Origin of the sequence: Blautia faecicola (genome assembly GCF_004123145.1) — a bacterium.
In the GTDB taxonomy this organism is placed as follows: domain Bacteria; phylum Bacillota; class Clostridia; order Lachnospirales; family Lachnospiraceae; genus Oliverpabstia; species Oliverpabstia faecicola.
In genome coordinates this window covers 2,218,783-2,242,282 of the sequence record NZ_SDKC01000001.1, presented here as the reverse complement: position 1 = coordinate 2,242,282, position 23,500 = coordinate 2,218,783, and the positions used below count along the sequence as shown (strand labels likewise).

At 44.5% G+C, this 23,500-nt stretch carries 21 protein-coding genes, 1 tRNA gene and 1 other RNA gene; 17 read left to right on the top strand and 6 right to left on the bottom strand.

The features are described 5' to 3' along the window. Positions 1–47 precede the first annotated feature (47 nt). Both ETP43_RS10110 and ETP43_RS10105 read right to left on the bottom strand, forming a co-directional pair. Positions 48–1,460, bottom strand: coding sequence for a hypothetical protein (locus ETP43_RS10110; protein ID WP_129257960.1), 1,413 nt, complete (start codon positions 1,458–1,460; stop codon positions 48–50). Continuing rightward, positions 1,457–1,846 carry a GntR family transcriptional regulator gene (locus ETP43_RS10105; protein WP_022398528.1) on the bottom strand — a complete coding sequence of 130 codons (390 nt, stop codon included), beginning with the start codon at positions 1,844–1,846 and terminating at the stop codon, positions 1,457–1,459. Before ETP43_RS10105 ends, ETP43_RS10110 begins: the two co-directional genes overlap by 4 nt. Positions 1,847–1,945: 99 nt before the next feature. On the opposite strand from ETP43_RS10105, the gene rnpB reads away from it, so the two are divergent. The 5 genes from rnpB (at position 1,946) to ETP43_RS10080 (ending at position 7,129) form a co-directional block, all read left to right on the top strand. Continuing rightward, positions 1,946–2,295: RNase P RNA component class A (rnpB, locus tag ETP43_RS10100), an RNA gene on the top strand. Between the two features lie 273 nt (positions 2,296–2,568). Beyond that, positions 2,569–3,144, top strand: a complete 576-nt coding sequence (locus ETP43_RS10095) for a Maf family protein (protein ID WP_129257959.1) — start codon at positions 2,569–2,571, stop codon at positions 3,142–3,144. A 92-nt stretch (positions 3,145–3,236) separates the two neighbouring features. Next, a complete protein-coding gene (locus ETP43_RS10090) occupies positions 3,237–3,716 on the top strand; it encodes an acyl-CoA thioesterase (protein WP_243114250.1) in 480 nt (159 codons plus the stop codon). Positions 3,717–3,994: 278 nt separating this feature from the next. Beyond that, on the top strand, positions 3,995–6,187 hold the full coding sequence (locus ETP43_RS10085; RefSeq protein ID WP_129257958.1) for an alpha-galactosidase: 2,193 nt from the start codon (positions 3,995–3,997) through the stop codon (positions 6,185–6,187). A gap of 192 nt (positions 6,188–6,379) precedes the next feature. Continuing rightward, entirely contained in the window at positions 6,380–7,129 is a 750-nt protein-coding gene (locus ETP43_RS10080; protein ID WP_243114249.1) for an ATP-binding protein, read from the top strand. 181 nt (positions 7,130–7,310) lie between these two features. Here the strand turns inward: ETP43_RS10080 and ETP43_RS10075 are convergent, their stop codons facing one another. The 3 genes from ETP43_RS10075 to ETP43_RS10065 are packed head-to-tail and all read right to left on the bottom strand — an operon-like array spanning position 7,311 to position 9,149. Further along, positions 7,311–7,565, bottom strand: coding sequence for a cytochrome c family protein (locus tag ETP43_RS10075; protein ID WP_129257957.1), 255 nt, complete (start codon positions 7,563–7,565; stop codon positions 7,311–7,313). Beyond that, on the bottom strand, positions 7,540–8,718 hold the full coding sequence (locus ETP43_RS10070) for a M56 family metallopeptidase (RefSeq protein WP_129257956.1): 1,179 nt from the start codon (positions 8,716–8,718) through the stop codon (positions 7,540–7,542). The genes ETP43_RS10075 and ETP43_RS10070 overlap by 26 nt, the downstream gene beginning before the upstream one ends. 2 nt (positions 8,719–8,720) lie before the next feature. Further along, positions 8,721–9,149 (bottom strand): BlaI/MecI/CopY family transcriptional regulator, encoded by a 429-nt coding sequence (locus ETP43_RS10065; RefSeq protein WP_243114248.1) that lies wholly within the window; start codon positions 9,147–9,149, stop codon positions 8,721–8,723. Positions 9,150–9,314: 165 nt separating this feature from the next. Here ETP43_RS10065 and ETP43_RS10060 point away from each other — a divergent pair, with 165 nt between their 5' ends. From ETP43_RS10060 to ETP43_RS10010, 11 genes are all read left to right on the top strand, one after another. Continuing rightward, positions 9,315–9,782, top strand: a complete 468-nt coding sequence (locus tag ETP43_RS10060; RefSeq protein ID WP_129257955.1) for a peptidoglycan-binding domain-containing protein — start codon at positions 9,315–9,317, stop codon at positions 9,780–9,782. 53 nt (positions 9,783–9,835) lie between these two features. Beyond that, the gene (locus tag ETP43_RS10055; protein WP_129257954.1) at positions 9,836–11,215 is read left to right on the top strand and encodes a DUF6034 family protein; all 1,380 of its coding nucleotides are present in this window, start codon (positions 9,836–9,838) and stop codon (positions 11,213–11,215) included. A gap of 13 nt (positions 11,216–11,228) precedes the next feature. Further along, the gene (locus ETP43_RS10050) at positions 11,229–11,981 is read left to right on the top strand and encodes a hypothetical protein (RefSeq protein WP_129257953.1); all 753 of its coding nucleotides are present in this window, start codon (positions 11,229–11,231) and stop codon (positions 11,979–11,981) included. Then, on the top strand, positions 11,974–12,873 hold the full coding sequence (locus ETP43_RS10045; protein WP_129257952.1) for a hypothetical protein: 900 nt from the start codon (positions 11,974–11,976) through the stop codon (positions 12,871–12,873). Before ETP43_RS10050 ends, ETP43_RS10045 begins: the two co-directional genes overlap by 8 nt. 13 nt (positions 12,874–12,886) lie before the next feature. After that, positions 12,887–13,552: an ATP-binding cassette domain-containing protein gene (locus ETP43_RS10040; RefSeq protein WP_129257951.1), complete on the top strand. Its 666-nt coding sequence runs from the start codon at positions 12,887–12,889 to the stop codon at positions 13,550–13,552. Beyond that, positions 13,545–14,186: a hypothetical protein gene (locus tag ETP43_RS10035; RefSeq protein WP_129257950.1), complete on the top strand. Its 642-nt coding sequence runs from the start codon at positions 13,545–13,547 to the stop codon at positions 14,184–14,186. The genes ETP43_RS10040 and ETP43_RS10035 overlap by 8 nt, the downstream gene beginning before the upstream one ends. Next, positions 14,183–15,718, top strand: a complete 1,536-nt coding sequence (locus tag ETP43_RS10030) for a COG1361 family protein (protein WP_129257949.1) — start codon at positions 14,183–14,185, stop codon at positions 15,716–15,718. Before ETP43_RS10035 ends, ETP43_RS10030 begins: the two co-directional genes overlap by 4 nt. Then, positions 15,711–16,748, top strand: coding sequence for a hypothetical protein (locus ETP43_RS10025; protein ID WP_129257948.1), 1,038 nt, complete (start codon positions 15,711–15,713; stop codon positions 16,746–16,748). Before ETP43_RS10030 ends, ETP43_RS10025 begins: the two co-directional genes overlap by 8 nt. Before the next feature lie 120 nt (positions 16,749–16,868). Continuing rightward, positions 16,869–17,546: a hypothetical protein gene (locus ETP43_RS10020; RefSeq protein WP_129257947.1), complete on the top strand. Its 678-nt coding sequence runs from the start codon at positions 16,869–16,871 to the stop codon at positions 17,544–17,546. Positions 17,547–17,761: 215 nt separating this feature from the next. Beyond that, positions 17,762–20,986: a carbamoyl-phosphate synthase large subunit gene (gene carB / locus ETP43_RS10015; RefSeq protein ID WP_022171038.1), complete on the top strand. Its 3,225-nt coding sequence runs from the start codon at positions 17,762–17,764 to the stop codon at positions 20,984–20,986. 33 nt (positions 20,987–21,019) lie between these two features. Continuing rightward, the gene (locus tag ETP43_RS10010; protein ID WP_207668921.1) at positions 21,020–21,790 is read left to right on the top strand and encodes a sigma-70 domain-containing protein; all 771 of its coding nucleotides are present in this window, start codon (positions 21,020–21,022) and stop codon (positions 21,788–21,790) included. A gap of 421 nt (positions 21,791–22,211) precedes the next feature. On the opposite strand, the gene ETP43_RS10005 is transcribed toward ETP43_RS10010, so the two are convergent. Then, the gene (locus ETP43_RS10005; protein ID WP_164979683.1) at positions 22,212–23,282 is read right to left on the bottom strand and encodes a DUF4349 domain-containing protein; all 1,071 of its coding nucleotides are present in this window, start codon (positions 23,280–23,282) and stop codon (positions 22,212–22,214) included. A gap of 106 nt (positions 23,283–23,388) precedes the next feature. Here ETP43_RS10005 and ETP43_RS10000 point away from each other — a divergent pair. After that, positions 23,389–23,460, top strand: a tRNA-Glu gene (locus ETP43_RS10000). The last annotated feature ends 40 nt before the right edge of the window (positions 23,461–23,500 follow it).

Below are 23,500 nucleotides of genomic sequence, written 5' to 3'. Positions count from 1 at the left end.
AAACGTTTGTATGTTATTGAAAACTCCTTTTGTGTTTTGTTTGGTTGTCAGTTATCAAACATATGATCTTTCAGCTCCTGATACCAGTTTTCTGCCTGTATTTTTGTCGGAGCCGTAAGAAATACCGTGTATTCATCGGTCTGAATGGAAAGAACCGGGGATTCATCCAGCTCTACATACATTCTGCACGGACCGGTTTTCTTTCCTCTAAACACACCGAGCAGCTGATGCCCGTCAGCGGATCCGTTGGAGCGGACGAAGGAATCGTCCGGCAGGCTGTCCAGAAGCTGCAGATCCAGGATCTCGTCTGTAGAGAAAGAAGTGTCGGTGTAACCGGAAGTGATGGAAACTTGTGTACCATCTATGGACATCTGCACCGGAACAAAATCCATACGTAAGAACAGTCCGCACATCCAAATCAGCAGTCCGGCAACTACAACTGCCAGACCGGCGGTGAGAATCTTTCCTGCAGGTCTTCCCATATTGGTAGTAAAGTTCGTCCCGCAGAAACGGTCGGGAACTATAAGCCGGGGATCGACGGGATTGTTATACCAGCCGTTTCTCCAGTAATAATCGTCATCCACGTATATTGGTGCATCGTCTGCTGCAAGAATCTGTGCCTTTTTCTTCTTTACACGGAAGTAGATCACGAAAATGGTAACGATCGGAATCGTCTGGAAGATAAAAAAGAGCAGATGCGACCACCAGTACCATTCCAGATCGTTTGCCAGGAAAATCAGTTCACTGATAAAGGCCAGGCTGTTGCACAGGCTGTAGAAGAAAAACATCCAGGACCAGGAACGATGTTCCTGCATGTTGATAGCAAGATTAATCTCCGTATGGGCACTGTAGATTCGGTTACCGGTTTTCGAATAGCACCATGCGATCAGAAGAAAAAGCAGCCAGACGGCAATCCAGGTAACCAGAAAGAGTAAGCCGGTAGTATCGGCGTGGATATAGTTACGGACAGAGGAGAAAAACAACGGAATAAAAACCATCACCAGCGGAAGCAGATGCCAGTACAGAGGGAGTTTTGCCTTTCCTGTCTGTGTGGCAGTGTGAGTATCAACAGCTGCTGTGAAAGATTCTTCTGCCCTATTGCATAGTTTCAGATCCTGCTTCAGAAGATACAGTTGACGGTGGGCACTGTACAGCAAAGAGACTGCACGGATCAAAAACACACAAAGCCAGATACACCAGAGGATCATAGCCACAGAAGTCCGCCAGAAAAAAGGAGCGGCAACTGCAACACCCAAAAACAGATGCAGCAGATAAAACTGTCGGATACGTTTTTTGTAGCTGTCAGTCAGCTGAACTACAGGCGGGAGGGATGCAGCAGACTCCGGCAGATGAACGCCAAGGAGCATCCCGTCCCGATACGTTGCCGAACTTCCATAAACCGCCCAGGTAATGCCGACCATGATCAGATCGGTAATCGCAAGAATCCAAAAGAGCATCATTCCACAGCCACCTCCATTTCCACAAATACTTTGCTGCAAAGACTGAGAAAATCTTCCAGGTTCATTCCGCGGATCCTGGCTTCCGCACTTAAAAGTTCCAGTTCGTCCTCCAGTTTTTCCTGAAAAAGAGAAGAAGGTTCCTCGTTTTCCGGAATATGAACGATACTTCCCAGACGGCGGTCAGTATAGAGAAAACCTTCATTTTTCAAAAGCTGGTAGGCTTTGCTCACTGTCATGGTATTGATACCAAGATCGGCAGCCATCTGCCGCACGGTGGGAAGGGACTCACCCTCGGTCAGTTCCCCTTTGCCGATGCCTTTTACAATCTGGTTGCGAAGCTGCAGATACAGGGGAATCTGCGAGAGTGTATTGATTTTTATGATCATGAAAACACCTCCTTGTATTTTGTATTATACTACACGATACAAATAATACAATAGAAAATGTATTTGACGAAAAGTTTTTCCTGTGGTAGACTGATTCGGTAAGTAGAATAAATGGTCGCGGCTGACAGAACCGAAAGGGGTCAGGTGAGGAAAGTCCGGGCTTCAAAGGGCAGGATGCCGGATAACGTCCGGTGGAGGTGACTCCAAGGCCAGTGCAACAGAAATAAACCGCCAGGTTCGCCTGGTAAGGGTGGAAAGGCAGTGTAAGAGACTACCGCCTGTCTGGTGACAGAGAGGGCACATGTAAACCCCATCCGAAGCAAGACCGAACAAAAAACTATGTGGCTGCCCGTCACGTTTTTAGGTAGGTCGCTGAAGCCTGCTGGCAACAGCAGGATTAGATAGATGACCATTCAAGACATAACCCGGCTTATCGTTCTGCTTACTTTCACAGAATATGGCTGTCGTCCGGAACATGAAAAGAAGTGTTTCGGACGGCAGTTTTTTTACGTGAGCAACGAGTCAAAGTCTGTGCTTGCACAAGACCTTGACGACTGCTGCGATAATGAGTGAAATTCGCGAAGCGTATTTTATCTCGTTACTGTATTGTCTGAATGAAAAACGATTCACAAAAAAGAGAGAATATGGCATAATAATAGAAGAAAATACTGTCGCGGAATTGTAATTGCACAGGAACGGCAGAAGGGAGAAAACGGAGAATTATGAAAAATATTATACTCGCATCCCAGTCCCCAAGACGAAGAGAACTTTTAACACAGATCGGATTAGAATTCGAAGTGCATCCGGCAGACGGTGAGGAAATTATCACAAGCACAGATCCTGTGGAAGTGGTAAAATCGTTATCGACACAGAAAGCAGCTGCGGTGAAGGAAGAGCTGGAGCCACAGTTACCGGAGAACTGGCTGGTGATCGGGGCGGATACGATTGTGGTTTATGACGGGAAGATTCTCGGAAAGCCAAAAGATGAGGCAGATGCGATCCGTATGTTACGCATGCTGCAGGGGCAGACTCACAGTGTATATACCGGTGTGACGCTGCTGGAGGAAGGAAAACAGACAACCTTTGCGGAAGAGACAAAAGTATCCATGTACCCGATGACAGAAGAAGAGATTGCATGGTATGTCAGCACGAAAGAGCCGATGGACAAAGCAGGAGCCTACGGGATCCAGGGACTTTGTGCGCGGTTTGTAGAAAAAATCCAAGGAGATTATAACAATGTGGTGGGACTTCCGGTAGGACGGATCTATCAGAAACTGAAAAAAGAAGAATCCTTTTGAAAATAAAAATGTTGAAGTGAGAGAAAACGATTTGCGATGGTGCATTTTAAAATTGAAATCGCAAAAATGTGGAGAAAAACGACAGAACAGAAATGTATGGGACAGAAAGGGAAGAGACACAGATGGAAAGGACAGAACAATACCCGGGTTATAACCATCGGGTGCAGTATTATGAAACCGATCAGATGGGATGCGTGCATCATTCCAACTATATCCGCTGGTTCGAGGAAAGCCGGAGCGATTATCTGGCATATCTCGGCATGGATTATGACAAAATGGAAGCCGCAGGTGTGATCAGCCCGGTACTGACGGTGGAGGCAGCCTATCACTCCATGACACGGTACGGGGAAGAAGTATCTATTGAGGTGACAGTGAAAAAATATAATGGCGTAAAAATCTTTCTGGGATATCATATCAGGGATAAAAAAGACGGAACCCTGCGTTGCAGCGGACAGACCAGTCACTGCTTTCTGAACAGGGAAGGGAAACCGTTATCCTTAAAAAAAGAAAAACCGGAATGGCATGAGCTCCTGAAAAGAGAATGTGAACGGGCACAGGAACAAAACGGATAACAGAGAGAAGAACCGTCCGAAAAAGAAAAATGCAGAAAAAACACGGATAACAGCGTACATGAAAATCTCCAAAATTGATACAGCACGCAACGAATCCACAATTACAGGAAACAAATCCTATATTTTTCAGTTTCGCAGCATGGTATACTGAGTATAGTCTGTGAATAGAAAACAGACTGCAAAACATAACGGTGAATGTGAAAATCAGTGATGTAAAAAACAGTGATGTAAAAACAATAAACTGTGATGCAGACAGAGCGATAAAAAGGAGGACGAACATGGCAATTTATATAGACGAACAGAAAAAACTTTTTACGTTGTCAACAAACAATACAAGTTATCAGATGATGGCAGACAAATATCTGGTGCTGAATCACCTGTACTATGGAGAAAATATCGGTCAGGAAGATATGAGCTATCTTTTAGACTATCAGGATCGGGGATTTTCCGGAAACCCTTACGAGGCAGGAAATGAGAGAGACTATTCTCTCGATTCCAGACCACAGGAATACTCCACCAACGGCGTCGGCGATTACCGGATCAACAGTGTGAGCGTGATCAACGCGGACGGAAGCGATGCCGCAGACTGGCGTTATGCAGGATATACCATCGAAAAGGGCAAATATGCGATCCCGGGAATGCCGGCACTGTACGGAGAAGAAAAAGATGCCGATACCCTGATCGTGGAACTGGCAGATAAAGTAACCGGACTGCATGCATTTTTATACTACAGTGTGTGGGAAGAAAGAGATATCATTACCCGTTGCGTAAAATTCGTAAATCAGGGAACCGATGCGATCGTGCTGACAAAAGCTGCTTCCATGAATCTGGATCTGATGAGCGGTGACTGGGAACTGATGCATTTTCACGGAAGACACAATCTGGAACGCCAGATGGAACGGGTACCGCTGATGCGCGGAAAGATGACCGTGGAAAGTGTCAGAGGAGCATCCAGCCACCAGCATAATCCATTTGCCATCTTGTGCAGCAAAGATACCACCGAAGAAGCGGGATCATGTTATGGAACAGCACTGGTTTACAGTGGAAACTTCTCGATCGAAGCAGAAAAAGACCAGATGGGACAGACCAGACTGACTGCCGGCATCAACAGCCAGAGATTTGCCTGGACACTGGAAGCAGGAGCAGAGTTCTGGACACCGGAAGCTGTTATGACCTACAGCAGCGAAGGATTTGAAAAGATGAGTTCCAACTTCCATCATACCTTCCGGGAACATCTGTGCCGTGGCAAATACAAACACGAGAGACGTCCGGTGCTGATCAACAACTGGGAAGCAACCTACTTTGATTTTGATAAAGAAAAGATCCTGAACATTGCAAAAGGCGCATCCGAACTTGGCGTGGAGATGCTGGTTCTCGACGACGGCTGGTTTGGAAAACGTGAGGGAGATGTCAGCGGACTGGGTGACTGGTATGTCAACACCGACAAGCTGGAAGGCGGTCTGAAACCGATCGCAGACGGAATCAATGCCATGGGCATGAAGTTCGGTCTCTGGTTTGAGCCGGAATGCATCTCCGAGGACAGTGATCTCTACCGCGCACATCCGGACTGGGCGATCCAGATTCCGGGAAGACAGCCGAACAGAAGCCGTTACCAGCTGATCCTGGATATGGGAAGAGAAGATGTCCGGGATTATCTGTACGAACGCATGACGGCGATCCTCGACAGTGCCAATATCGAATATGTCAAATGGGATATGAACCGTCACATCAGTGATGTGTACAGTGCCGTTTTACCAAAAGAACGCCAGGGAGAGGCAAGCCATCGCTATATGCTGGGTCTGTATGATCTGCTGGAACGTCTGGTGAGCCGTTATCCGGATCTGTTACTGGAGGGCTGCAGCGGCGGCGGTGGACGTTTTGACCTTGGTATGCTGTATTATTCCCCACAGATCTGGTGCAGTGATGATACCGATGCAGTAGAACGTCTCAGTGTCCAGTACGGAACATCCTTCTGCTATCCGATCTCAACAGTCGGCTCCCACGTATCCGCTGTTCCGAACCACCAGACCGGTCGTATCACTCCGGTAGAAACCAGAGGAACCGTAGCCATGGCAGGAAGTTTCGGATACGAACTGGATCTAAACCTGTTAAGCGACGGGGAAAAAGAAGAGGTCAAAGAACAGATCAAAACCTTTAAGAAATACTACAACCTGACTCATGAAGGCGAATACTACCGCCTGACCAACCCGATGGAAAACCGTCTGTACGCAGCCTGGGAGTTCGTATCTCAGGATCAGAGCGAAGCTCTGGTACACGGCATGCAGATCCTGGCACAGCCAAGCGGCCCGTCCATTCACATCCCGGTAAGAGGGCTGAAAGCGGACGCCATGTACGAAGTAAACGGCGAACTGGTAAGAAGCGGCCGCGCCCTGATGCACGGTGGCCTGAACTTCCCGCGCCAGACAGGGGATTTCAAAGCGGTGGAGTTTTATCTTAAAGAAGTAAAATGAAGCATACCGCAGCAGAGTTGAATATCGATGATATCAAGGCAATGTGCGACGAACTGATCGAGGCGCATGGTGATTATGTGAGTATGTATAAATAAAAAGGTAGAATAAATATGATACTCCCGTCATTTCCTTTCAAAGGGAAGTGGCGGGAGTTTTTTGTATAGTATATCAATAATTGATCAGGCGGAGTGTTTGGGTGGAGATAATATTATTGAAAATACATTTAAAGGACCAATTCATCAGCAGCTTAGAGAAGCATTGCAATTTATAAAAAATTCAATTGTAACAAAGAAAATTGTTAAGAGTGCGGATAAAACAGAAGCGGATTGGGTATACAATTATCCATATGCAGCATTGGAGGAAGCGCTTGCAAATGCAGTTTATCACCGTGCGTATGATATCCGGGAACCGATAGAAGTAAGGGTTGAAAAGGAAATGATTGAAATTGTAAGTTTTCCAGGACCGGATCGTTCGGTTACAAAGGAAGGCTTAAAACGATATAAGGTATCAAATCGCAGATATAGAAACCGGCGTATTGGAGAAATTCTGAAAGAATTACATTTGACAGAAGGACGAAATACTGGATTTGGCAAGATTCTTAGAGCACTTGAAGAAAATGGATCGCCGAAACCTGAGTTTGAAACAGATGATGATCACAGTTATTTTATCTCAAGATTATTTGTGCATGAAGCATTTTTGAGAGAGGAAAAGAAAGAGTGTGAACAAAAAGGAGCCAAAAAGGAGCCAAAAAAAGGAGCCGAAAAGAAATGGGATATTTTACAAAGAATGAAAGAAGATTCGGCGATAACGCAGGTTAGACTTATGGAAGAATTCGATCTTACAAGAAAACAGGTCCAGAAAATAATAAAAGATCTGCGAGAGGATGGATTCGTTGAAAGGCAAGGATCCAATAGAAGTGGAAAATGGATTGTGAAAAAGTAAAGGGGCAGCCATGCTCGAACCACATACCGCAGCAGAGCTGAATATCGATGATATCAAGACAATGTGCGACGAACTGATCGAGGCGCATGGGGATTATATGAGTATGTATAAATGAAAAGATAAGGTATGACAATAAGGAAGGGTCTGTCGCACTGATATGGTGCGGCAGACCCTGTTTGCGTCAGGCTGGAATCCAGTTTCCAATCCAATGACCGGTTTCTATATTGTAGAGTCGTTTATATGTTTTCCCATTAACTGTTTTATATACCCAAACAACATTAGTGTTTCGAACAGTACATTGGGATTGGTAAGTAGTTAAAGTTGAATTGGCTAATGGAGAATCAACTGAAATGCTAGGACTTTCCAAAGCAAATATAAAAAAGACAAATAAGCAAGTCAAAAGTAGATGACTATTTTTCAGAAATAATTTTTTCATGTTTTCGTGCCTCCTGAATGTTTTTGTAAGTAGTAATACCGATAATGCAATGCTCCTTGTCTGGTAATGTTTCTATGTATTTGCCATATAGATAAAAATCATATTGACCATCGGGACATTCTATAACGAAGCAATTATCTTCGGTGGGAATAATAATATCATCAGTAAATAAATCTGCTGGAAAATAGTTACTTTCAAAAGTTATAAAATAAGATCCTAAATATAAGAAGATTGCAAAAAACAAAAAAGTTATTTTAAATGTATAGGAGTCTTGTCTTTTATTATTTTTTGTGATTGAGTCAAAACGTTGAACAAGAACTGAATCACAAAAGTTAATAGAAAAATCTGGTATGGATACAGGATTTTCTATTTGATAAGAAGCTGTTTTTAAAAGACAAGAAAGATATTCCACTTTATGTGCAGGAGTATCAGCCAATGTCTGATCAATCCGCATTTCTAATATCGTATCTGTGTCATTCTTTAAAAATCGACAAAATGGATTCCACCAGTAAATTATGCAGATGATATGTAATAAAAATTTTATATATAGATCTTTATGACGATAATGATTGACTTCATGTAATAAAACATAACGCCATTCTGTTTCTGATAGTTCCAAAGTGTTTGGAATGAGAATAAATGGCTTCCAAAGACCGTAGATTATAGGACTTTTAAGAAGCGGAAGAGCCAGTAATTGCATTTTTTGAATGCCTTTTTTGGTGGTTTCTAACTTGATTTGAGTGAAAACACGCATTTGTATACTGGATTCAGATAAAGCACTAGCATGCTTTTTTACATACTTTCGAAAAGCATGATTTCGATTAAAGTATTTTAGTGAGGAATATAGTATGCCACATATCCATACAAGCTCCAAAATATTCCACCACGATACCGTATCATGAAGAAAACGTGTACGGCGTGTTTCACCTACAATGGTAGTCAGTAAATCTGGAAGATATACATTGTGGGAGATCGGCAATAGTTCGACTGGAAATATCATGCGAACACAAATAAGAATCACGAATCCAACCAGTAGAGGAAGCCCCAGTCGAAACAGAATCTTACGATTTCGGAAAATAAGAACCAGAAAAATGATAAAAAGATTACTTACCAAAATCGCCATGTTTACAGAGGAGATAGAGAAATCTAACATAATTATGGCTCCTGTTCTTCCAAAGTCTTCTTGTATTCATCTAACATTTTCTGCAATTCATCAATCGTTTCCCGTGCTTTGACAGGATCTTCCTCCGTGTCCAAAAGCGCAGAGACCAGTAACGGCTTTGAAAGCGTTTTCTCGAATGCCAGATAATCAGAAGTTACCTCAAGAACAGCGAATTCTTCAGAGGTAATCGTCGGGCGGTACGAACGGGATAAAACCGTACCGCTGTATACGATATCCGCAACCTCAATTAACTGATATTTCAGAAGCTTTCGCAGAACTGCCTGAACAGTATTAATCGTAAGGTCAGGTCTGGCATCTGCTATTTCAGAAGCAATTAATGGTTTTTCATTTTCCCAGAGGATGTTCATAATATCAACTTCACGGGAAGTCAGTTTTGGAATTCCTTTTTTCTTAAATAACAAATAGAATCACTCCTTTATCAAATTGTAAATATAATATATACCAAAAAAGCAATTCAGTCAATTAAAAAGTATTGACAAAAATATATTGTATTAATATAATGACAATGTAAATTAAATACAATCTATAGAAATTAAACAAGCCACCAGCTGAGAAGGAGGTACTATATGAAAAACAAAATAAAAAAACTATTGACGATTATGGCAGCAGGAGTTATGTTACTTATAAGTGTTGTACCGGCAAGTGCACAGGAAATGCAGAATTTTCCGACACAGTCAAAGTCTGGTTATTATGCATCCTATGTAAGAGGCATCCAGACAATGTTAGTAAACTACAGCACATCAACGCGTAAGTATATTATTAATGCTGGCGGTGTAGATGGCAGTTATGGAAATGGAACCTGTAATGGAGTAAAAGCTTTTCAGGGAGCAGTTGGACTGGATATTGATGGAGCATGCGGAAAAAATACATGGACCAAATTCAGATCCACATTACGTTCTACAGGTACAACAAACAGTTATAAAAATTTTACCGGTAATGCTCCGTATTTCTCAGAAGGTTATAACATGAGACAGGTAAATGCATACAATGGAGCATGGCAATGTTATTGGTATGGTTGGAAATCTGTTGGTTAAATAACAAATAAGATAAAAACTGGTGGCTTGTTTAATAATAAATTGGAGACTATATGAAAAAAAATAAATATATATTTTGGTTAGCGTTCCCGATTTGCCTTGCGCTTACCGGCTGTGCCGAAAACCCGACAGAAGACATTGTGGTTAATAAAAATGAGGGAAAACTGGAACAGGCGATTCAGGGAGAAAATAAGAAAGACAGTGACGCATCAGTACCGGAAAAATATACGGATCAGTTTCAGGCAGATGGAGGAAAAATAGAGGTATCTGTGGATGCGAGTGTTACGGGACTGGAAGGAAACAAACCGGTGGTGAGAGTAAAACCGCATCTGATTACGGAAGAAGAGGCAAAGCGGTGGGCGGATGTGCTGTTTGAGGGTGCAACGGCATATGAACCTGGAGAAAAAAGTAAGACAGAGATAGAAGACAGGATTCTCCAACTGAAAGAACGCATAAGTGATCAGGATAAACTTCTGGAGGATTATGGAAGCCAGGAAGAGGCAGACCGGATAAAAAAGGAGCTGGAAGAAGAAATCAAAGAATACGAAAAACAATATGCGTCAGCCAGCGATGCCGATGAAAAAATTCCGTGTACATGGGAATTTCATCCATATGGCTATTATGATGACCTGCCAATGCCCAAATCCGGTGATGCAAATTATGAAGGACTTGACAAAACCAGTCAGCTGATCGCGCAGGCAACCGTGAACGGACATCAGGCGATGGTGGAAGTGGATAACAGAGAAGAGAATGACTATCGGTTAAATACACAATGGTTCCTGTATGAAGATGAACAGGAATGGATCAAAGAAGAAACAGGAACATTATCCAAAGAAGAAGCGGTAAAACAGGCAGATGAGATAAAAAATCAGCTGGGAATGGAAAACTGGAAATATGCGGAATATAAAGCATCGGAAGCAGAAAACATACAAAATGTAATGGTAACCTACACACCGTCTTATGAAAGTATTACGGCATTTCAGGGACCGCTGATTGATCTGAAAGCAGAAGATCTGTATGCGGCAAATTATTATTATTCATCCCTGAGTATTGGATTTGAAAACGGTGTACTGACGAGTGTGGAACTGATATCTCCGATGGATGTGGTACAGATAGAAAATGAAAATGTAGAAACGATGGATTTTGAGGAGATTTATCAGACATTCAAAAAACAGGCACAGGCACAGTTTACAGAATCTGCATTTCTGGATTTGGATGCAACGGAGACAGGAAAGATTCAGATTGAAATATCTGAAATCACAGAAGGGCTTTTCAGAATCAAAGAAAAAAGCAACACGGAAGATTTTCTTATGGTTCCAGCATGGTCGTTTTCCGGAACACTTCGTGTGGATGGTGAAGATTGGGGAAAACAGCAGTTTTTGATGATAAATGGGATTGATGGGAGTGTAATCAATACATCCCTCGGATATTAAACGGAGAAAATGAATGTTACCGTATGATAGAAAAAGAGCATTTCGAAAACAATGGCTGTACCTGGGAACTTTTCTTACTGTGATATTTCTCACCGTAACCAATCTGGAAATGGTGGCAGAGGTGCTGAGAAGTGGCAGGAAACTGAGTGCAGGATGGATGGAAAGTTATATTTTGAAAGTTCTGACGGGCGATGGGATTCGGTTGTATTTTCCCCTGTTGTGCACGGTACCGTATGCGACCGGATTTGTGGATGAATATAAAAGTGGTATTTATAAATTTGTACTGGTTCGAAAAGAACGAAAAAAATACATAATGTCAAAAGCAATCACAAATGCAGTTGCAGGTGGAAGTATTCTGGTAGCAGGGACAGTGGCTTTTATTTTGTGTACATGGATGGTTTTTCTGCCGATGGAAAAAGGATTTTCATGGAGGATTATACAGAATTTTTGGGGGAAATATGGACAGATGTTGTGTCAGTTTTTTGCTTTTGGAGCACTGGAAGCAGAAATTGGAATGTGGATTTCAACGTTGGTGAATCATCGATACATGGCATGGCTTGCGCCATTTATGAGTGAATATCTGCTGATTATTTTATGTGAGCGATATTTCCCGGAATGTCGGGTGTTTTATCCGCCGGATTGGCTGGTGGTACAGGCAGACTGGCCATTGCATGGCTGGTCTGTCTTTTTCTGGCTTTTGTTTCTGACCGGGATTGCAGGATATGCTTTTGCGGATGCAGCGAGAAGGAGAATAGGATATGCGTAGGATCAGCAGAATGATACTTGTTACAGCCGGTTATAATTTTCGAATGTGGAAGAAAAATATGCGCGTGATTGCAGCATTTTTGCTGGCGTTTATTTTATGTTTTATGCTGACAGATAAATTAGTTCTGTTTGCCAGGGAACAGGAGACAACCATGCAGTTGGTGGAGCCGTTTATATGGACGTTTGGTGATGGCAATTCTATTTTGCTTGGGTCCATGTTATTTTTGCTGCTGTTCGGTGACCTTCCCTTTATTACGACAGCAACGCCGTTTTTCCTGATCCGTGAAAACAGAAAGATATGGATTGCAGGGCAGTTTTTGTATATTGTGGGAGCCTGTGTATGTTATCTCATGTTTATCCTGGGTTCTACAGGAATACTGTGTATGAAATATCTTTTTCCCAAAAATACATGGAGTTATACAGCAGCAATGCTGGCATATTCGGAAAAAGGAGAAACACTGGGAATTCCTGCAGCAGTAAAAACACTGGAAATGAGCAGACCATACCAGACGATGTGCTGTATCTTTGTTCTGCTGTTACTGTATGCATTGGTACTAATGTTTTTGCAGATGTTTTTTACACTGTGGAAGGGGCAGCTGGCAGGGGTTATCAGTGCATTGACGTTCAGTGCATATGGGCTTTTGCTGAATCCGGATAATCTGAAAACATTGTTGAAACTTCCAGATGAATTTTATTATAAAGCAAGGGTAATTGTAGGATGGATTTCACCGTTGAATCAGGCAACCTATTCGATGCATAATTTCGGATATGATAATCTTCCAAGCCTGAAAGAAACTTTTTTGATTTTTGGCAGCATACTGACGATTCTGGTGTTTTTGAGTACAAGACAGATGAAGAGATATAATTTTCAATTCAGAGGGACGGAAGAGTAACAGGAGGAAAAGAATGCGTACGGTGATTAAACTGGAACATGTTTCAAAACAATTTTCCGAAGAACAGGTATTAAAAGATGTCAGTTTTGAGTTTCAGGAAGGGAAAATTTATGGGATCGTGGGAAATAACGGAAGCGGGAAAACGGTACTGATGAAATGTATCTGCGGTTTTCTGAATCCCTCCAGTGGAAAAATTCTGGTGAACTATAAAGAAATCGGGAAAGATGTGGATTTTCCGGAGGATATTGGTGTGATTATCGAAACACCCGGATTTTTGCCCAATCTTACCGGCATGAAAAATCTGGAGATCCTGGCGTCATTACAACATAAAATTGGAAAAGAAAGAATCCAGGAAGTACTTCTAACCGTAGGACTGGATCCGAAACTGAAAAAACCGGTATCCAAATATTCACTCGGTATGCGGCAAAGACTGGGAATTGCACAGGCGGTAATGGAAGATCCCTCCATTCTGATTCTGGATGAGCCGTTTAACGGACTGGATAAAAAAGGGGTAAAGCAGATGCACGAACTGATTCTGAGCCTGAAAAGTGAGAGAAAAACGATTTTGTTATCCAGTCACAGTCAGAATGATATCGATGTACTGTGTGATACGGTATGCGAAATGGATGCGGGAACGATGACATGTATCCGGGAAAGAGCGGGTGAGAAGGATGGATGAAATGTGTCTGGAAATGTGTAAGATTACCCGATGGGAACGTGGATATCGGCTGATTCTGGATCATGTGGATTTTTCGGTTCACAAGAAAGAGAAAGTGCTGATCAGGGGGAAAATCCAGGAAGATATCAGGCAGATGTTTCTGGTAGCTTCGGGAGTAACGGCAGCGCAGGAAGGAACATGCAGAATATCACGTGCGGGTATCATACCGGAGCAATTTCCGGATCTGGAGCGTATGAGAGCAATGGATTATCTGTTGCTGCCGTTGCTTACGCAAGGGTATGAGAGAAAGCAGGCGTGGGAACAGATAAAACCGGTGGTTAAAGCGAGTACATTGTGGGAAAAACGAATGATATATGTGAAAAATCTTACGGCATATGAAAAAGTCGTTTTACTAAGCATCGCAGCACTTTCTACAGAGCCGGAAATATTGCTGGCAGGAGATGGCATCAGTAAAATGACAGAAGAAGAACGTAAAAAGTATGGAACCTGGATTTCCGGGCGGCTGGCAGATTCGGGCATGGCTTTTGCGGCATTTGGAAATTTATGGGAAGATATTTTGTGCTTTGACAGAATCTGTGAGATACAGAACGGACATCTTCTGGAAATCCATAACACACGGGAGGAAAAAGGATGAGGCGAAACATAAGAAAAGTACTGTGTCTGCTGTTGCTTTTACTGTTTCCCATGCAGACATGGGGAGCGGTGGCAGCAGAGCCAGAGCCGACAGCGCAGAATGAAAAACTGAGACTGGACAATGAAAACCGGTACGAGGATATGGAAAAAGCGTACCAGGATGGTTATGAACCGGAAGTAAGTGGAGAGTGTGTGTCTGTGATTCTTCCACTGCTGTGGAATGGGAAAAATGAAGTGAATACGATAACTGCATCGCTGGATCTTGGAGATCAGAATACAGCACCGTTTATATTTCAGAATTATCAGAAGACATTTCGAAAGACAGAAGAAAAAATCAATGATAGCGATCAGACGAGAGAAGTCTTTCTGATAAAATTTGTATTAAAGCTAAAAAGTGACAGGAGAAATGGTGCTTATCCGGTACATATAAAAACGGCATTGCAATTGGAAAAACAGGAAATAGAACAAAATTTTACGGTGTATGTACAGATCAATGATGAAAAAACGGCAGAAATCACGCCAACAGCAACGCCGGAACCGACACCTTCTGATACGAGTGGTATTTCAGAGGAGACAGACAGTACCGTGCCGGCAGCAGAAATTGCAGGAGGAGGGGATGTTGCTGCCGCCGTTGTAGCGGGAGGAGAAAATAAAGAGGAAAAAGCGACATCCGAACCGAAAGTGATCGTGGCAGACTGTAAAGAGATTCCGGAACATATTTATGCGGGAGATTCCGTGACTTTGAAAGTGATTCTTAAAAATACGAATAAAAAGAAATATGTGCAGAATATGACCGTTACAGTAGGATGTGAAGGGGATGGGATTTCGCTTGGAAATACTGCGAATACGCAATATTATGAAAAACTTGGTGCGGGAAAAACACTGGAAGTTCCGGTAGAGATCCAGACAGATAAAAAGACAGAAGCAGGAAGATATAAACTGACGTTGGAACTGTCGTATGATAATCCGGACGCAGTAACACTTACCGCAACCGGGCAAATAGAAATAACGATTAAACAAAAAAGTGAACTTACGATGGAGATTGGTCAGATTCCGGAAGAAGTCAATGCAGGAGACCGTTTGCAGATACCGGTACAGCTGGTGAATGTTGGAAGAGGAATGGTTTATAATGCGAGATGCACAGTGGATGTTCCTGGGTTACAGACAGATAAGAGTCTCTTCCTTGGAAACATTGAGGGAGGAACCGCTGTTTCGGGTGAATTGGACGCTTTCGCAGGTGTGGTAAACGCAGGGGAAGTGACACCAGAAAAAAGATACGGACGGACAGGTGGAAAAATTCTTCTGACTTATGAGGACGAGGATGGCAACAGCTATGAAGAAACCAGCGATATTGTACTGACGATCCAGCCATTAAAGATAGAAGAAAAAAATACAGATAAAAATGGAAAAGAAAGCAATAAGATCGGTCGCCAGTTTCTTATCGGAGTAACCGCAGTTGTCGGTTTGGGTATTGTCGGAGTAGTTCTTCCGGGCTGGATTCGCAGAAGAAAACAGGGACAGTCTTATGAATAGAAGAGAAATACTCTGTTATACGGGAAAAATTGTATGGCGAAAAGATGCAATCATCATCTGCCTGTTTTGGAGTATGGTATTTTTTTGCCTGAATGCGCTGGTTGTTTGTGGGAAAAACATGAATGAACAGAAAAAGACCGCTGTGGATATTCTATGTGAGATTTCGCAGGAATATCAGGAGCAGATGGGGACTCTGCGGAATATGGAGGGGGTACAGGCGGTAACTGTGTGGGAAGAGAGTTCACAGCTGCTTGAGTGGAATGGATATGAAGCGGAAATCACGCTGACAGGAACGGATCAGGAATATTTGCAGACACAATTTCCGGAGGCGTACAGTCAGGGGAACCATTCATCCATGGCATGGGCAGTCGTAGATGGGAGTATAATAAAACAGCTGAAGGATACAAAAAAACATGCGATTCAGAGAGATTCGCCGGAAGATCTGTTGTATCAGATTGTGGAAATCAACGGGGAAAAAGTAAGGATATATGGAATCAACAGCCCAAAAGAAAAACAGGAAAAATCTCAGGTCTTTGTGTATACGGATATAGAAAAATACGAAGAAATAGTAATGGCAGATACAGAAAACAGAGAAAACGTTACAGATACCACAGCTACCTTGCAGGGAGAAACTCATACTGACCGGGAAGTATATCATTATCGGATTCAGGTGGTGAATGAAGCTGCAGCAGAAAAAGTTATTGATACACTGTCCCTTTCCGGAATTCCTGTACAGAATACGGAAGATCTGGAAAAACAGCAGGAACAGAGGGAAAGGAATCTAGGAAAAATATGGCAGTGGATCTTTGGGCTTTCGGGTTCTCTTATGAGTGGAATTATACTGATATGGCAGCAGGGGAAACTGTGGATGGCAGAACACCATGCATTTGTCCAATACATGCAACAGATAAGTCCCGAAATCTGGAAAAAGATCTGGAAAAACCGGAAAGTGTTCTATATCGTTGCGGGAGGGGCGGCAGGAGAAATCGTTTATTTACTGTTGCTATGCAACTTGAATGAAATATTATAAAATATACTGGTTGATATGGAAATTATAATGACCAAAATAAAAAAATATGATATAATACATATAACAAAAACGATATGAAAGAGCGAGCGAAGAAAATAATGGCAGGAGGTGAAAAAAATAATGAAGAAAAAGATACTCGTTGCGCTTGGAATCGGAATCGTAGTTATAGCGGGTGCAGGAACGGTTTATGCGACTCGCAGTCAGGAAGCAAAAAACAGCAGCAATCAGGCGTATGAGCTGGGGCAGATGATTCAGGAACAGGACAAAGAGACGGACACATCGGATGAGCTGTATGCGGTTGGAAAAGATATTCAGATCACGAAGCAGGAGATGGAAAATCATGAAAAGCGCTTCGCACTGGGCGAGGAAGATGCACAGGATTCGGTGACGGATGATGGAAAGTCTTCGGAAGAAAAGGCATTTCAGGCGCTGGTTCGGAGAAAGACACTGGCGGTTGCGGCGGAAGCGGCAGGGTATACAGTCAGTGATACAGAACTGGATCAGATCGTCAGCGAGAAACGGGAAGCCATGGATGCGGGCATCGATGATCCAGAAAATAAGGAATACGGGGAGATACTGAAAGCATTGTATGATTCCTTTGGCGGGGAAGATCAGTACTGGGAATACATGCGCGAAGAGACGAGAACATCAGCGGAGATCGAAAAGTATTTCGCGGATAAAGAAAAGGAGTACAAAGAACAGCTTGGCTCCGATGGAGAGACCGCTCAGACGTGGGATGAGGCACGGGAAGAACTGGTGGATCAGCTGATCGCGGAGCAGGATGTGAAAACTATTTAAAAATCAGACAGATGTAAAGATAAGAAAAAGGCAACTCCTGGAGACAGGGGTTGTTTTTTTGATGCAAACCACACTTTACAGTAGTAATTTACCGAAGGCTCATGTATAATAAAATACGGAAATGTTGATGCAAAAGGGAAGGGTCCTGGGACAGGAGCTTTCCTGCGTGAAAAAACGGAATATGGAAACATATTCTGCGAAAAAGGGAGAACAAGATGAGTAAGAGAAATGATGTACACAAAGTATTGATTATCGGTTCCGGTCCAATTATTATCGGTCAGGCGTGTGAGTTTGACTACTCCGGAACACAGGCGTGTAAAGCACTGCGCCAGCTGGGATATGAGATTGTACTGGTAAACTCCAATCCGGCAACGATCATGACGGATCCGGGGATTGCAGATGTCACGTATATCGAACCACTGAATGTAGAGAGACTGGAACAGATCATCGCAAAAGAGCGTCCGGACGCGATTCTTCCGAATCTTGGAGGACAGTCAGGGCTGAATCTTTGTTCTGAACTTGCAGAAGAAGGGATCCTGGACAAATACGGTGTGAAAGTCATCGGCGTTCAGGTGGATGCGATCCAGCGTGGCGAGGACCGTATTGAATTTAAGAAGACGATGGACCGTCTGGGTATCGAGATGGCACGAAGCGATGTCGCGTACAGCGTGGATGAGGCGCTTGCGATTGCTGACAGACTGGGATATCCGGTTGTGCTGCGACCGGCTTACACCATGGGTGGAGCAGGCGGCGGTCTGGTATATAATGTAGAAGAACTGAAAACTGTATGCGCCAGAGGTCTGCAGGCCAGCCTGGTAGGTCAGGTTCTGGTAGAAGAATCCATCCTTGGATGGGAAGAACTGGAGCTGGAAGTTGTCCGTGACTCCAAAAACAATATGATTACTGTATGCTTTATCGAAAATATCGATCCGATCGGCGTACATACCGGTGATTCTTTCTGTTCCGCTCCGATGCTGACCATCTCCGAGGAGGTACAGCAGGAACTGCAGAGACAGGCATATAAGATCGTAGAAGAAGTAGAAGTCATCGGTGGAACCAACGTACAGTTTGCCCACGATCCGGTCAGCGGAAGAATCATCGTTATCGAGATCAACCCGAGAACCTCCCGTTCCTCCGCACTGGCAAGTAAGGCAACCGGTTTCCCGATCGCACTGGTATCTGCGATGCTGGCTTCCGGTCTGAACCTGGACGAGATCCCATGTGGAAAATACGGAACCCTGGACAAATACGTTCCGGACGGAGACTATGTGGTAATCAAATTCGCGCGCTGGGCATTTGAGAAGTTCAAGGGCGTAGAGGATAAGCTGGGTACACAGATGCGTGCTGTCGGCGAAGTTATGAGTATCGGTAAAACCTATAAAGAAGCGTTCCAGAAAGCTATCCGAAGCCTGGAGATCGGTCAGTTCGGTCTTGGCTTTGCCAAGGATTTCCATGAGAAATCAAAAGAGGAACTGTTAAAGATGCTGGTAGAACCGAACAGCCAGAGACAGTTTATCATGTATGAAGCACTGCGAAAAGGTGCAACGGTAGACGAACTGTTTGCTCTGACAAAAATCAAACACTATTTCATCGAACAGATGAAAGAACTGGTGGAAGAAGAGGAAGCACTTTTGGCAAACAAAGGTCAGGTGCCGGCTCCGGAAGCCCTGAAACAGGCGAAACTGGACGGTTTTTCTGACAAATATCTGGGACAGATCCTGGAAGTTCCGGAAGAAGACATCCGTAATGCGAGAATCGCACAGGGTGTGGAGGAAGCATGGGAAGGTGTCCACGTAAGCGGAACGAAGGATAATGCTTATTATTACTCCACCTATCACTGCAAAGACGAAAGTCCGGTCAGCGATAACAAGAATAAGATCATGATCCTCGGCGGCGGTCCGAACCGTATCGGTCAGGGTATCGAATTTGACTATTGCTGTGTACATGCGGCGATGGCACTGAAAAAAGCAGGTTTTGAGACGATCATCGTAAACTGTAACCCGGAAACGGTATCTACCGACTATGATACTTCCGATAAACTGTATTTTGAGCCACTGACACTGGAAGATGTACTGTCTATTTATAAGAAGGAACAGCCGCTCGGTGTGATCGCACAGTTCGGTGGCCAGACACCGCTGAATCTGTCTGCAGATCTGGAAAAATACGGGGTGAAGATCCTTGGTACTTCTCCGGAAGTCATCGATATGGCAGAAGACAGAGATCTGTTCCGTGCGATGATGGACAAACTTGGTATTCCGATGCCGGAAGCAGGTATGGCAGTGGATGTGGATGAGGCACTTGCGATTGCAGAAAAGATCGGTTATCCGGTTATGGTTCGTCCGTCCTATGTACTGGGCGGCCGTGGCATGGAAGTGGTATACGATCCGGAAAATCTTAGAATCTATATGGAAGCAGCAGAAGGTGTGACACCGGATCGTCCGATCCTGATCGACCGTTTCTTGCGTCATGCGACCGAGTGTGAGGCAGATGCGATCAGCGACGGTAATCATGCATTTGTTCCGGCGGTTATGGAACATATCGAGCTTGCCGGCGTACATTCCGGTGACTCCGCTTGTATCATCCCGTCAAAAAATATTTCAGAGGAAAATCTGAAAACCATCAAAGAATATACAAAGAAAATCGCAGAGGAAATGCATGTGCGTGGTCTGATGAACATGCAGTATGCGATCGAAGACGGAACGGTCTATGTACTGGAAGCCAATCCGCGTGCATCCCGTACCGTACCGCTGGTATCCAAGGTGTGCAATATCTCCATGGTACCGCTGGCTACACAGATCATTACCTCCGAGTTCAGCGGCGCACCGTCGCCACTGGATGGTATGAAAGAGAAAGAGATTCCATATTATGGTGTCAAAGAGGCTGTCTTCCCGTTCAATATGTTCCCGGAAGTTGACCCGTTGTTAGGACCAGAGATGCGTTCTACCGGTGAGGTTCTGGGCCTTGCGGACACTGTGGGAGAGGCATTCTATAAAGCACAGGAAGCAACCAAGAGCAAACTGCCGTTAGAGGGAACTGTCCTGATCAGTGTTAGCGACCGTGACAAAGGAGAGGTTGTGGAAGTCGCAAAACGGTTTAAAGAAGCAGGATTTGCTATCCTGGCAACCGGTCACACGAAAGAACTGATCGAGCAGGCTGGCATCGAGGCAGAAAGAGTATTCAAACGCAGTGAAGGACGCCCGGATATCTATGATGTGATCACCAACGGTAAAGTACAGCTGGTAGTCAACACACCGAAGGGTGACGAGGATGGTCCGGATGATAGTTATGTGAGAAAGGCTTGCATCAAGAGCCGTGTGCCGTATATCACAACGATGGCAGCAGCACTGGCAAGCGCAGACGGTATTCTGGCAGAGCAGAAGCAGGAGAAAAATGAAGTAGTATCTCTGCAGGAACTGCACAGCCGGATCCGTGAAAAATAAAAGGCAAAAAGGGAGTAACGAAATATGATGGATATGAGAGAATTTCAGGAAAAACTGGAGCAGCTGATGGAACTGGCAGCAAAGCAGGAGAAGAATCTGAATAACGAGCAGATTCTTGAGATCTTTGGGCTGAATCAGTTATCTCCGCAGCAGTTGCAGAGTCTGTATGAATATCTTCGTATCCAGGGAATCCGTATCCAGGGGGCAGATCTTGCCCCTATGGATATCGGAAAGGCACTGGATCCGCAGGAAGAACAGGAGGAAGAGAAGAAGCCTGTGATTCTGGAAGCAGAGGATGAGCAGTGTCTGAAGGAGTATGAGGAGATGCTCCGGCAGTTCCCTTCGGAAAAGGAAGGGGAGCGGGAGGCTCTGCTTTTACAGGCAGTGACAGATGTTGCCGGTGTGCAGGAGCGTCTGGCACAGTTGTATCTGAAGGAGATCTTGCAGTATGCGAGAAAGCTGTGGAGACAGGGGATTTATATTGGTGACCTGATTCAGGAAGGGAATATGAGTCTATTGCTGGCGCTGGCGGAAGAGATGCCGGAGGAAGGTAAGGCGGGCTGGATGGAGCAGAGGCTGCTTGACGGTATGGAATCCTGGGTGAAGGAGCAGACGGAGCAGAAGTATCGGGATGAGTCGATGGTTGAGAAGGTTCGAAAGCTGGAGGCTGCGATCCGGGAGTTGTCGGATGATGAGGAGCAGAAGTTCAGTGTGGAGGAGCTGGCGGCTTATCTGGATATGGATGAGGAGGAAATCCGGGCTGTGCTGAGACTTACCAGCGAAGGGGCGGATGAAGAAAAGTAAGGATTGCCTGTTTTTTTGTTTGGTTAGACGGACGCTGCAGGCACCTGTTCCATGGGGTGTGGACAACGTGGGCAGGGCAACTTTGAACTAGCCACTAACTGCGACTATATTCACGAGGGTCGGCTGACCCTCGCGAAAGTCTCCGTAAGTGTCGGATTTCAAAGCTTGCCCTAAGCGCCCACAAAGTGTTGTCCACACCCCATGGAACAGGTGCCTGTCGCTGTGCGTTTAAGGCGGGAGAGAAAAAACAGAGGGAGATATTTTTCGGCATCCGGATAGAAAATGTCTGTTATATAATACATGATATGATAAGATAAGGAAAAAACTAAGAGCATATATAAAAAGAAAGCCAGCGGTGTTCGGTGAGGGAACGCCGCTGGCTTTTTATAGGGGTGAAGTTGAAGATTAGCAGAGTCAGGAATTACTTGTCTTGTTTTTCGGCTTCTGTCGTTGCTTTTGCATCCGCGTTTGTAGCTATGTCTGTTGGAACAACCGGGGGCTGAGCAGTTGGAGGAGTGATGTTCTCTTTTTTGGCTCTATGTCTGCGGAGCAGTTTGCGGATCAGCAGGATGATCACGATAAGGATGGCAGCTAGGACAACCAGGATTGGGAGGTTGGCGATGATGGCTACGAAGAGGTCTACGAAGAAATCGCGGACTTCGTAGAGGCTGTTTCGAAAGCCGTTGCTGATGCGGCTGCCTATGGTGTTGGAGGTGGACTGTTCGTAGGCTACTTCGGTGATGTAGAAGTAGACAGTGCTATAGTCTACCAGGTTATCGTAGGTTCGAAGCTGGGTTTCGTAGCTGTTGATCTGGTAGCGGAGGTCGGAGAGTTTGGATTCGAGGGCCAGGATCTGATCCAGTTCAGTGGCCTGTTCGAGAAGTTCACTGACACGGTCGTATTCGGTCCGGAGCGAATCCAGGTAGGCTTTCTGATCGACGTATCGGAGGGTGATGTCTTCGGTTTCGATATTTTTGTTGGTGACGGTGCCCAGAGCTCCGGCAGTTTCCAGGAAACTATCCAGGTTGTCGGAAGGGATCCGGGCAGTGACGTAGTAGGAGCGTCTGCTGTAGCCGTTCTGTGGAGTATCCAGGGTGGAGGATTCGATATAGCCACCGCAGGAGGTGATGGAGTTGTCCAGTTTCGTTCGGAGGGTGTCAAGATCTTCGGTGGCGATATCCATCGAGACGGTGCGGATCAGTTTCCGGGTGCTCTGGTCGTGGGTTGCCTCAGCAGCATCGGTCGCAGCATCAGAACCGGAAGAGTCAGAAGATGAACCGGCAGTTTCAGCTGTGGCGGTATCGTCCATCATATCCGCTTCGCCGTCATAGGAGAAGCCGGAGTCGTCCAGGGGTTCGCTGGCTTCGACAGCCCAGGAGTCTGCAGATTTATTCTGGTGGACCGCAGAGGTGGTTGCAGAACTTCCGCAACCGGAGAAAAGCAGGATGCCACTCAAAAAGAGTGACGGGGCAAGTAAGGTTTTCTTTTTCATAACGAATTCCTCCTTTTTCATGAAAATATAGAAAAATAAAAAAATTAAAATTTTTTGAAAAAAACACTTGCATTTTCCAAAAAGGTGTAGTATTATAATCATGCAAGGTTCGTTGGTCAAGCGGTTAAGACGCCGCCCTCTCACGGCGGAAACAGGGGTTCGATTCCCCTACGAACTGCTACTAACCCGGAAGTCGGAAATGATTTCCGGGTTTTTTG

What these genes read in the sequence shown, in the direction of transcription:
- ETP43_RS10110 (WP_129257960.1), bottom strand. Translation starts at nt 1,460, where the DNA reads ATGATGCTCTTTTGGATTCTTGCGATTACCGATCTGATCATGGTCGGC.
- ETP43_RS10105 (WP_022398528.1), bottom strand. Translation starts at nt 1,846, where the DNA reads ATGATCATAAAAATCAATACACTCTCGCAGATTCCCCTGTATCTGCAG.
- ETP43_RS10095 (WP_129257959.1), top strand. Translation starts at nt 2,569, where the DNA reads ATGAAAAATATTATACTCGCATCCCAGTCCCCAAGACGAAGAGAACTT.
- ETP43_RS10090 (WP_243114250.1), top strand. Translation starts at nt 3,237, where the DNA reads ATGTATGGGACAGAAAGGGAAGAGACACAGATGGAAAGGACAGAACAA.
- ETP43_RS10085 (WP_129257958.1), top strand. Translation starts at nt 3,995, where the DNA reads ATGGCAATTTATATAGACGAACAGAAAAAACTTTTTACGTTGTCAACA.
- ETP43_RS10075 (WP_129257957.1), bottom strand. Translation starts at nt 7,565, where the DNA reads ATGAAAAAATTATTTCTGAAAAATAGTCATCTACTTTTGACTTGCTTA.
- ETP43_RS10070 (WP_129257956.1), bottom strand. Translation starts at nt 8,718, where the DNA reads ATGTTAGATTTCTCTATCTCCTCTGTAAACATGGCGATTTTGGTAAGT.
- ETP43_RS10060 (WP_129257955.1), top strand. Translation starts at nt 9,315, where the DNA reads ATGAAAAACAAAATAAAAAAACTATTGACGATTATGGCAGCAGGAGTT.
- ETP43_RS10055 (WP_129257954.1), top strand. Translation starts at nt 9,836, where the DNA reads ATGAAAAAAAATAAATATATATTTTGGTTAGCGTTCCCGATTTGCCTT.
- ETP43_RS10050 (WP_129257953.1), top strand. Translation starts at nt 11,229, where the DNA reads ATGTTACCGTATGATAGAAAAAGAGCATTTCGAAAACAATGGCTGTAC.
- ETP43_RS10045 (WP_129257952.1), top strand. Translation starts at nt 11,974, where the DNA reads ATGCGTAGGATCAGCAGAATGATACTTGTTACAGCCGGTTATAATTTT.
- ETP43_RS10040 (WP_129257951.1), top strand. Translation starts at nt 12,887, where the DNA reads ATGCGTACGGTGATTAAACTGGAACATGTTTCAAAACAATTTTCCGAA.
- ETP43_RS10035 (WP_129257950.1), top strand. Translation starts at nt 13,545, where the DNA reads ATGGATGAAATGTGTCTGGAAATGTGTAAGATTACCCGATGGGAACGT.
- ETP43_RS10030 (WP_129257949.1), top strand. Translation starts at nt 14,183, where the DNA reads ATGAGGCGAAACATAAGAAAAGTACTGTGTCTGCTGTTGCTTTTACTG.
- ETP43_RS10025 (WP_129257948.1), top strand. Translation starts at nt 15,711, where the DNA reads ATGAATAGAAGAGAAATACTCTGTTATACGGGAAAAATTGTATGGCGA.
- ETP43_RS10020 (WP_129257947.1), top strand. Translation starts at nt 16,869, where the DNA reads ATGAAGAAAAAGATACTCGTTGCGCTTGGAATCGGAATCGTAGTTATA.
- carB (WP_022171038.1), top strand. Translation starts at nt 17,762, where the DNA reads ATGAGTAAGAGAAATGATGTACACAAAGTATTGATTATCGGTTCCGGT.
- ETP43_RS10010 (WP_207668921.1), top strand. Translation starts at nt 21,020, where the DNA reads ATGAGAGAATTTCAGGAAAAACTGGAGCAGCTGATGGAACTGGCAGCA.
- ETP43_RS10005 (WP_164979683.1), bottom strand. Translation starts at nt 23,282, where the DNA reads ATGAAAAAGAAAACCTTACTTGCCCCGTCACTCTTTTTGAGTGGCATC.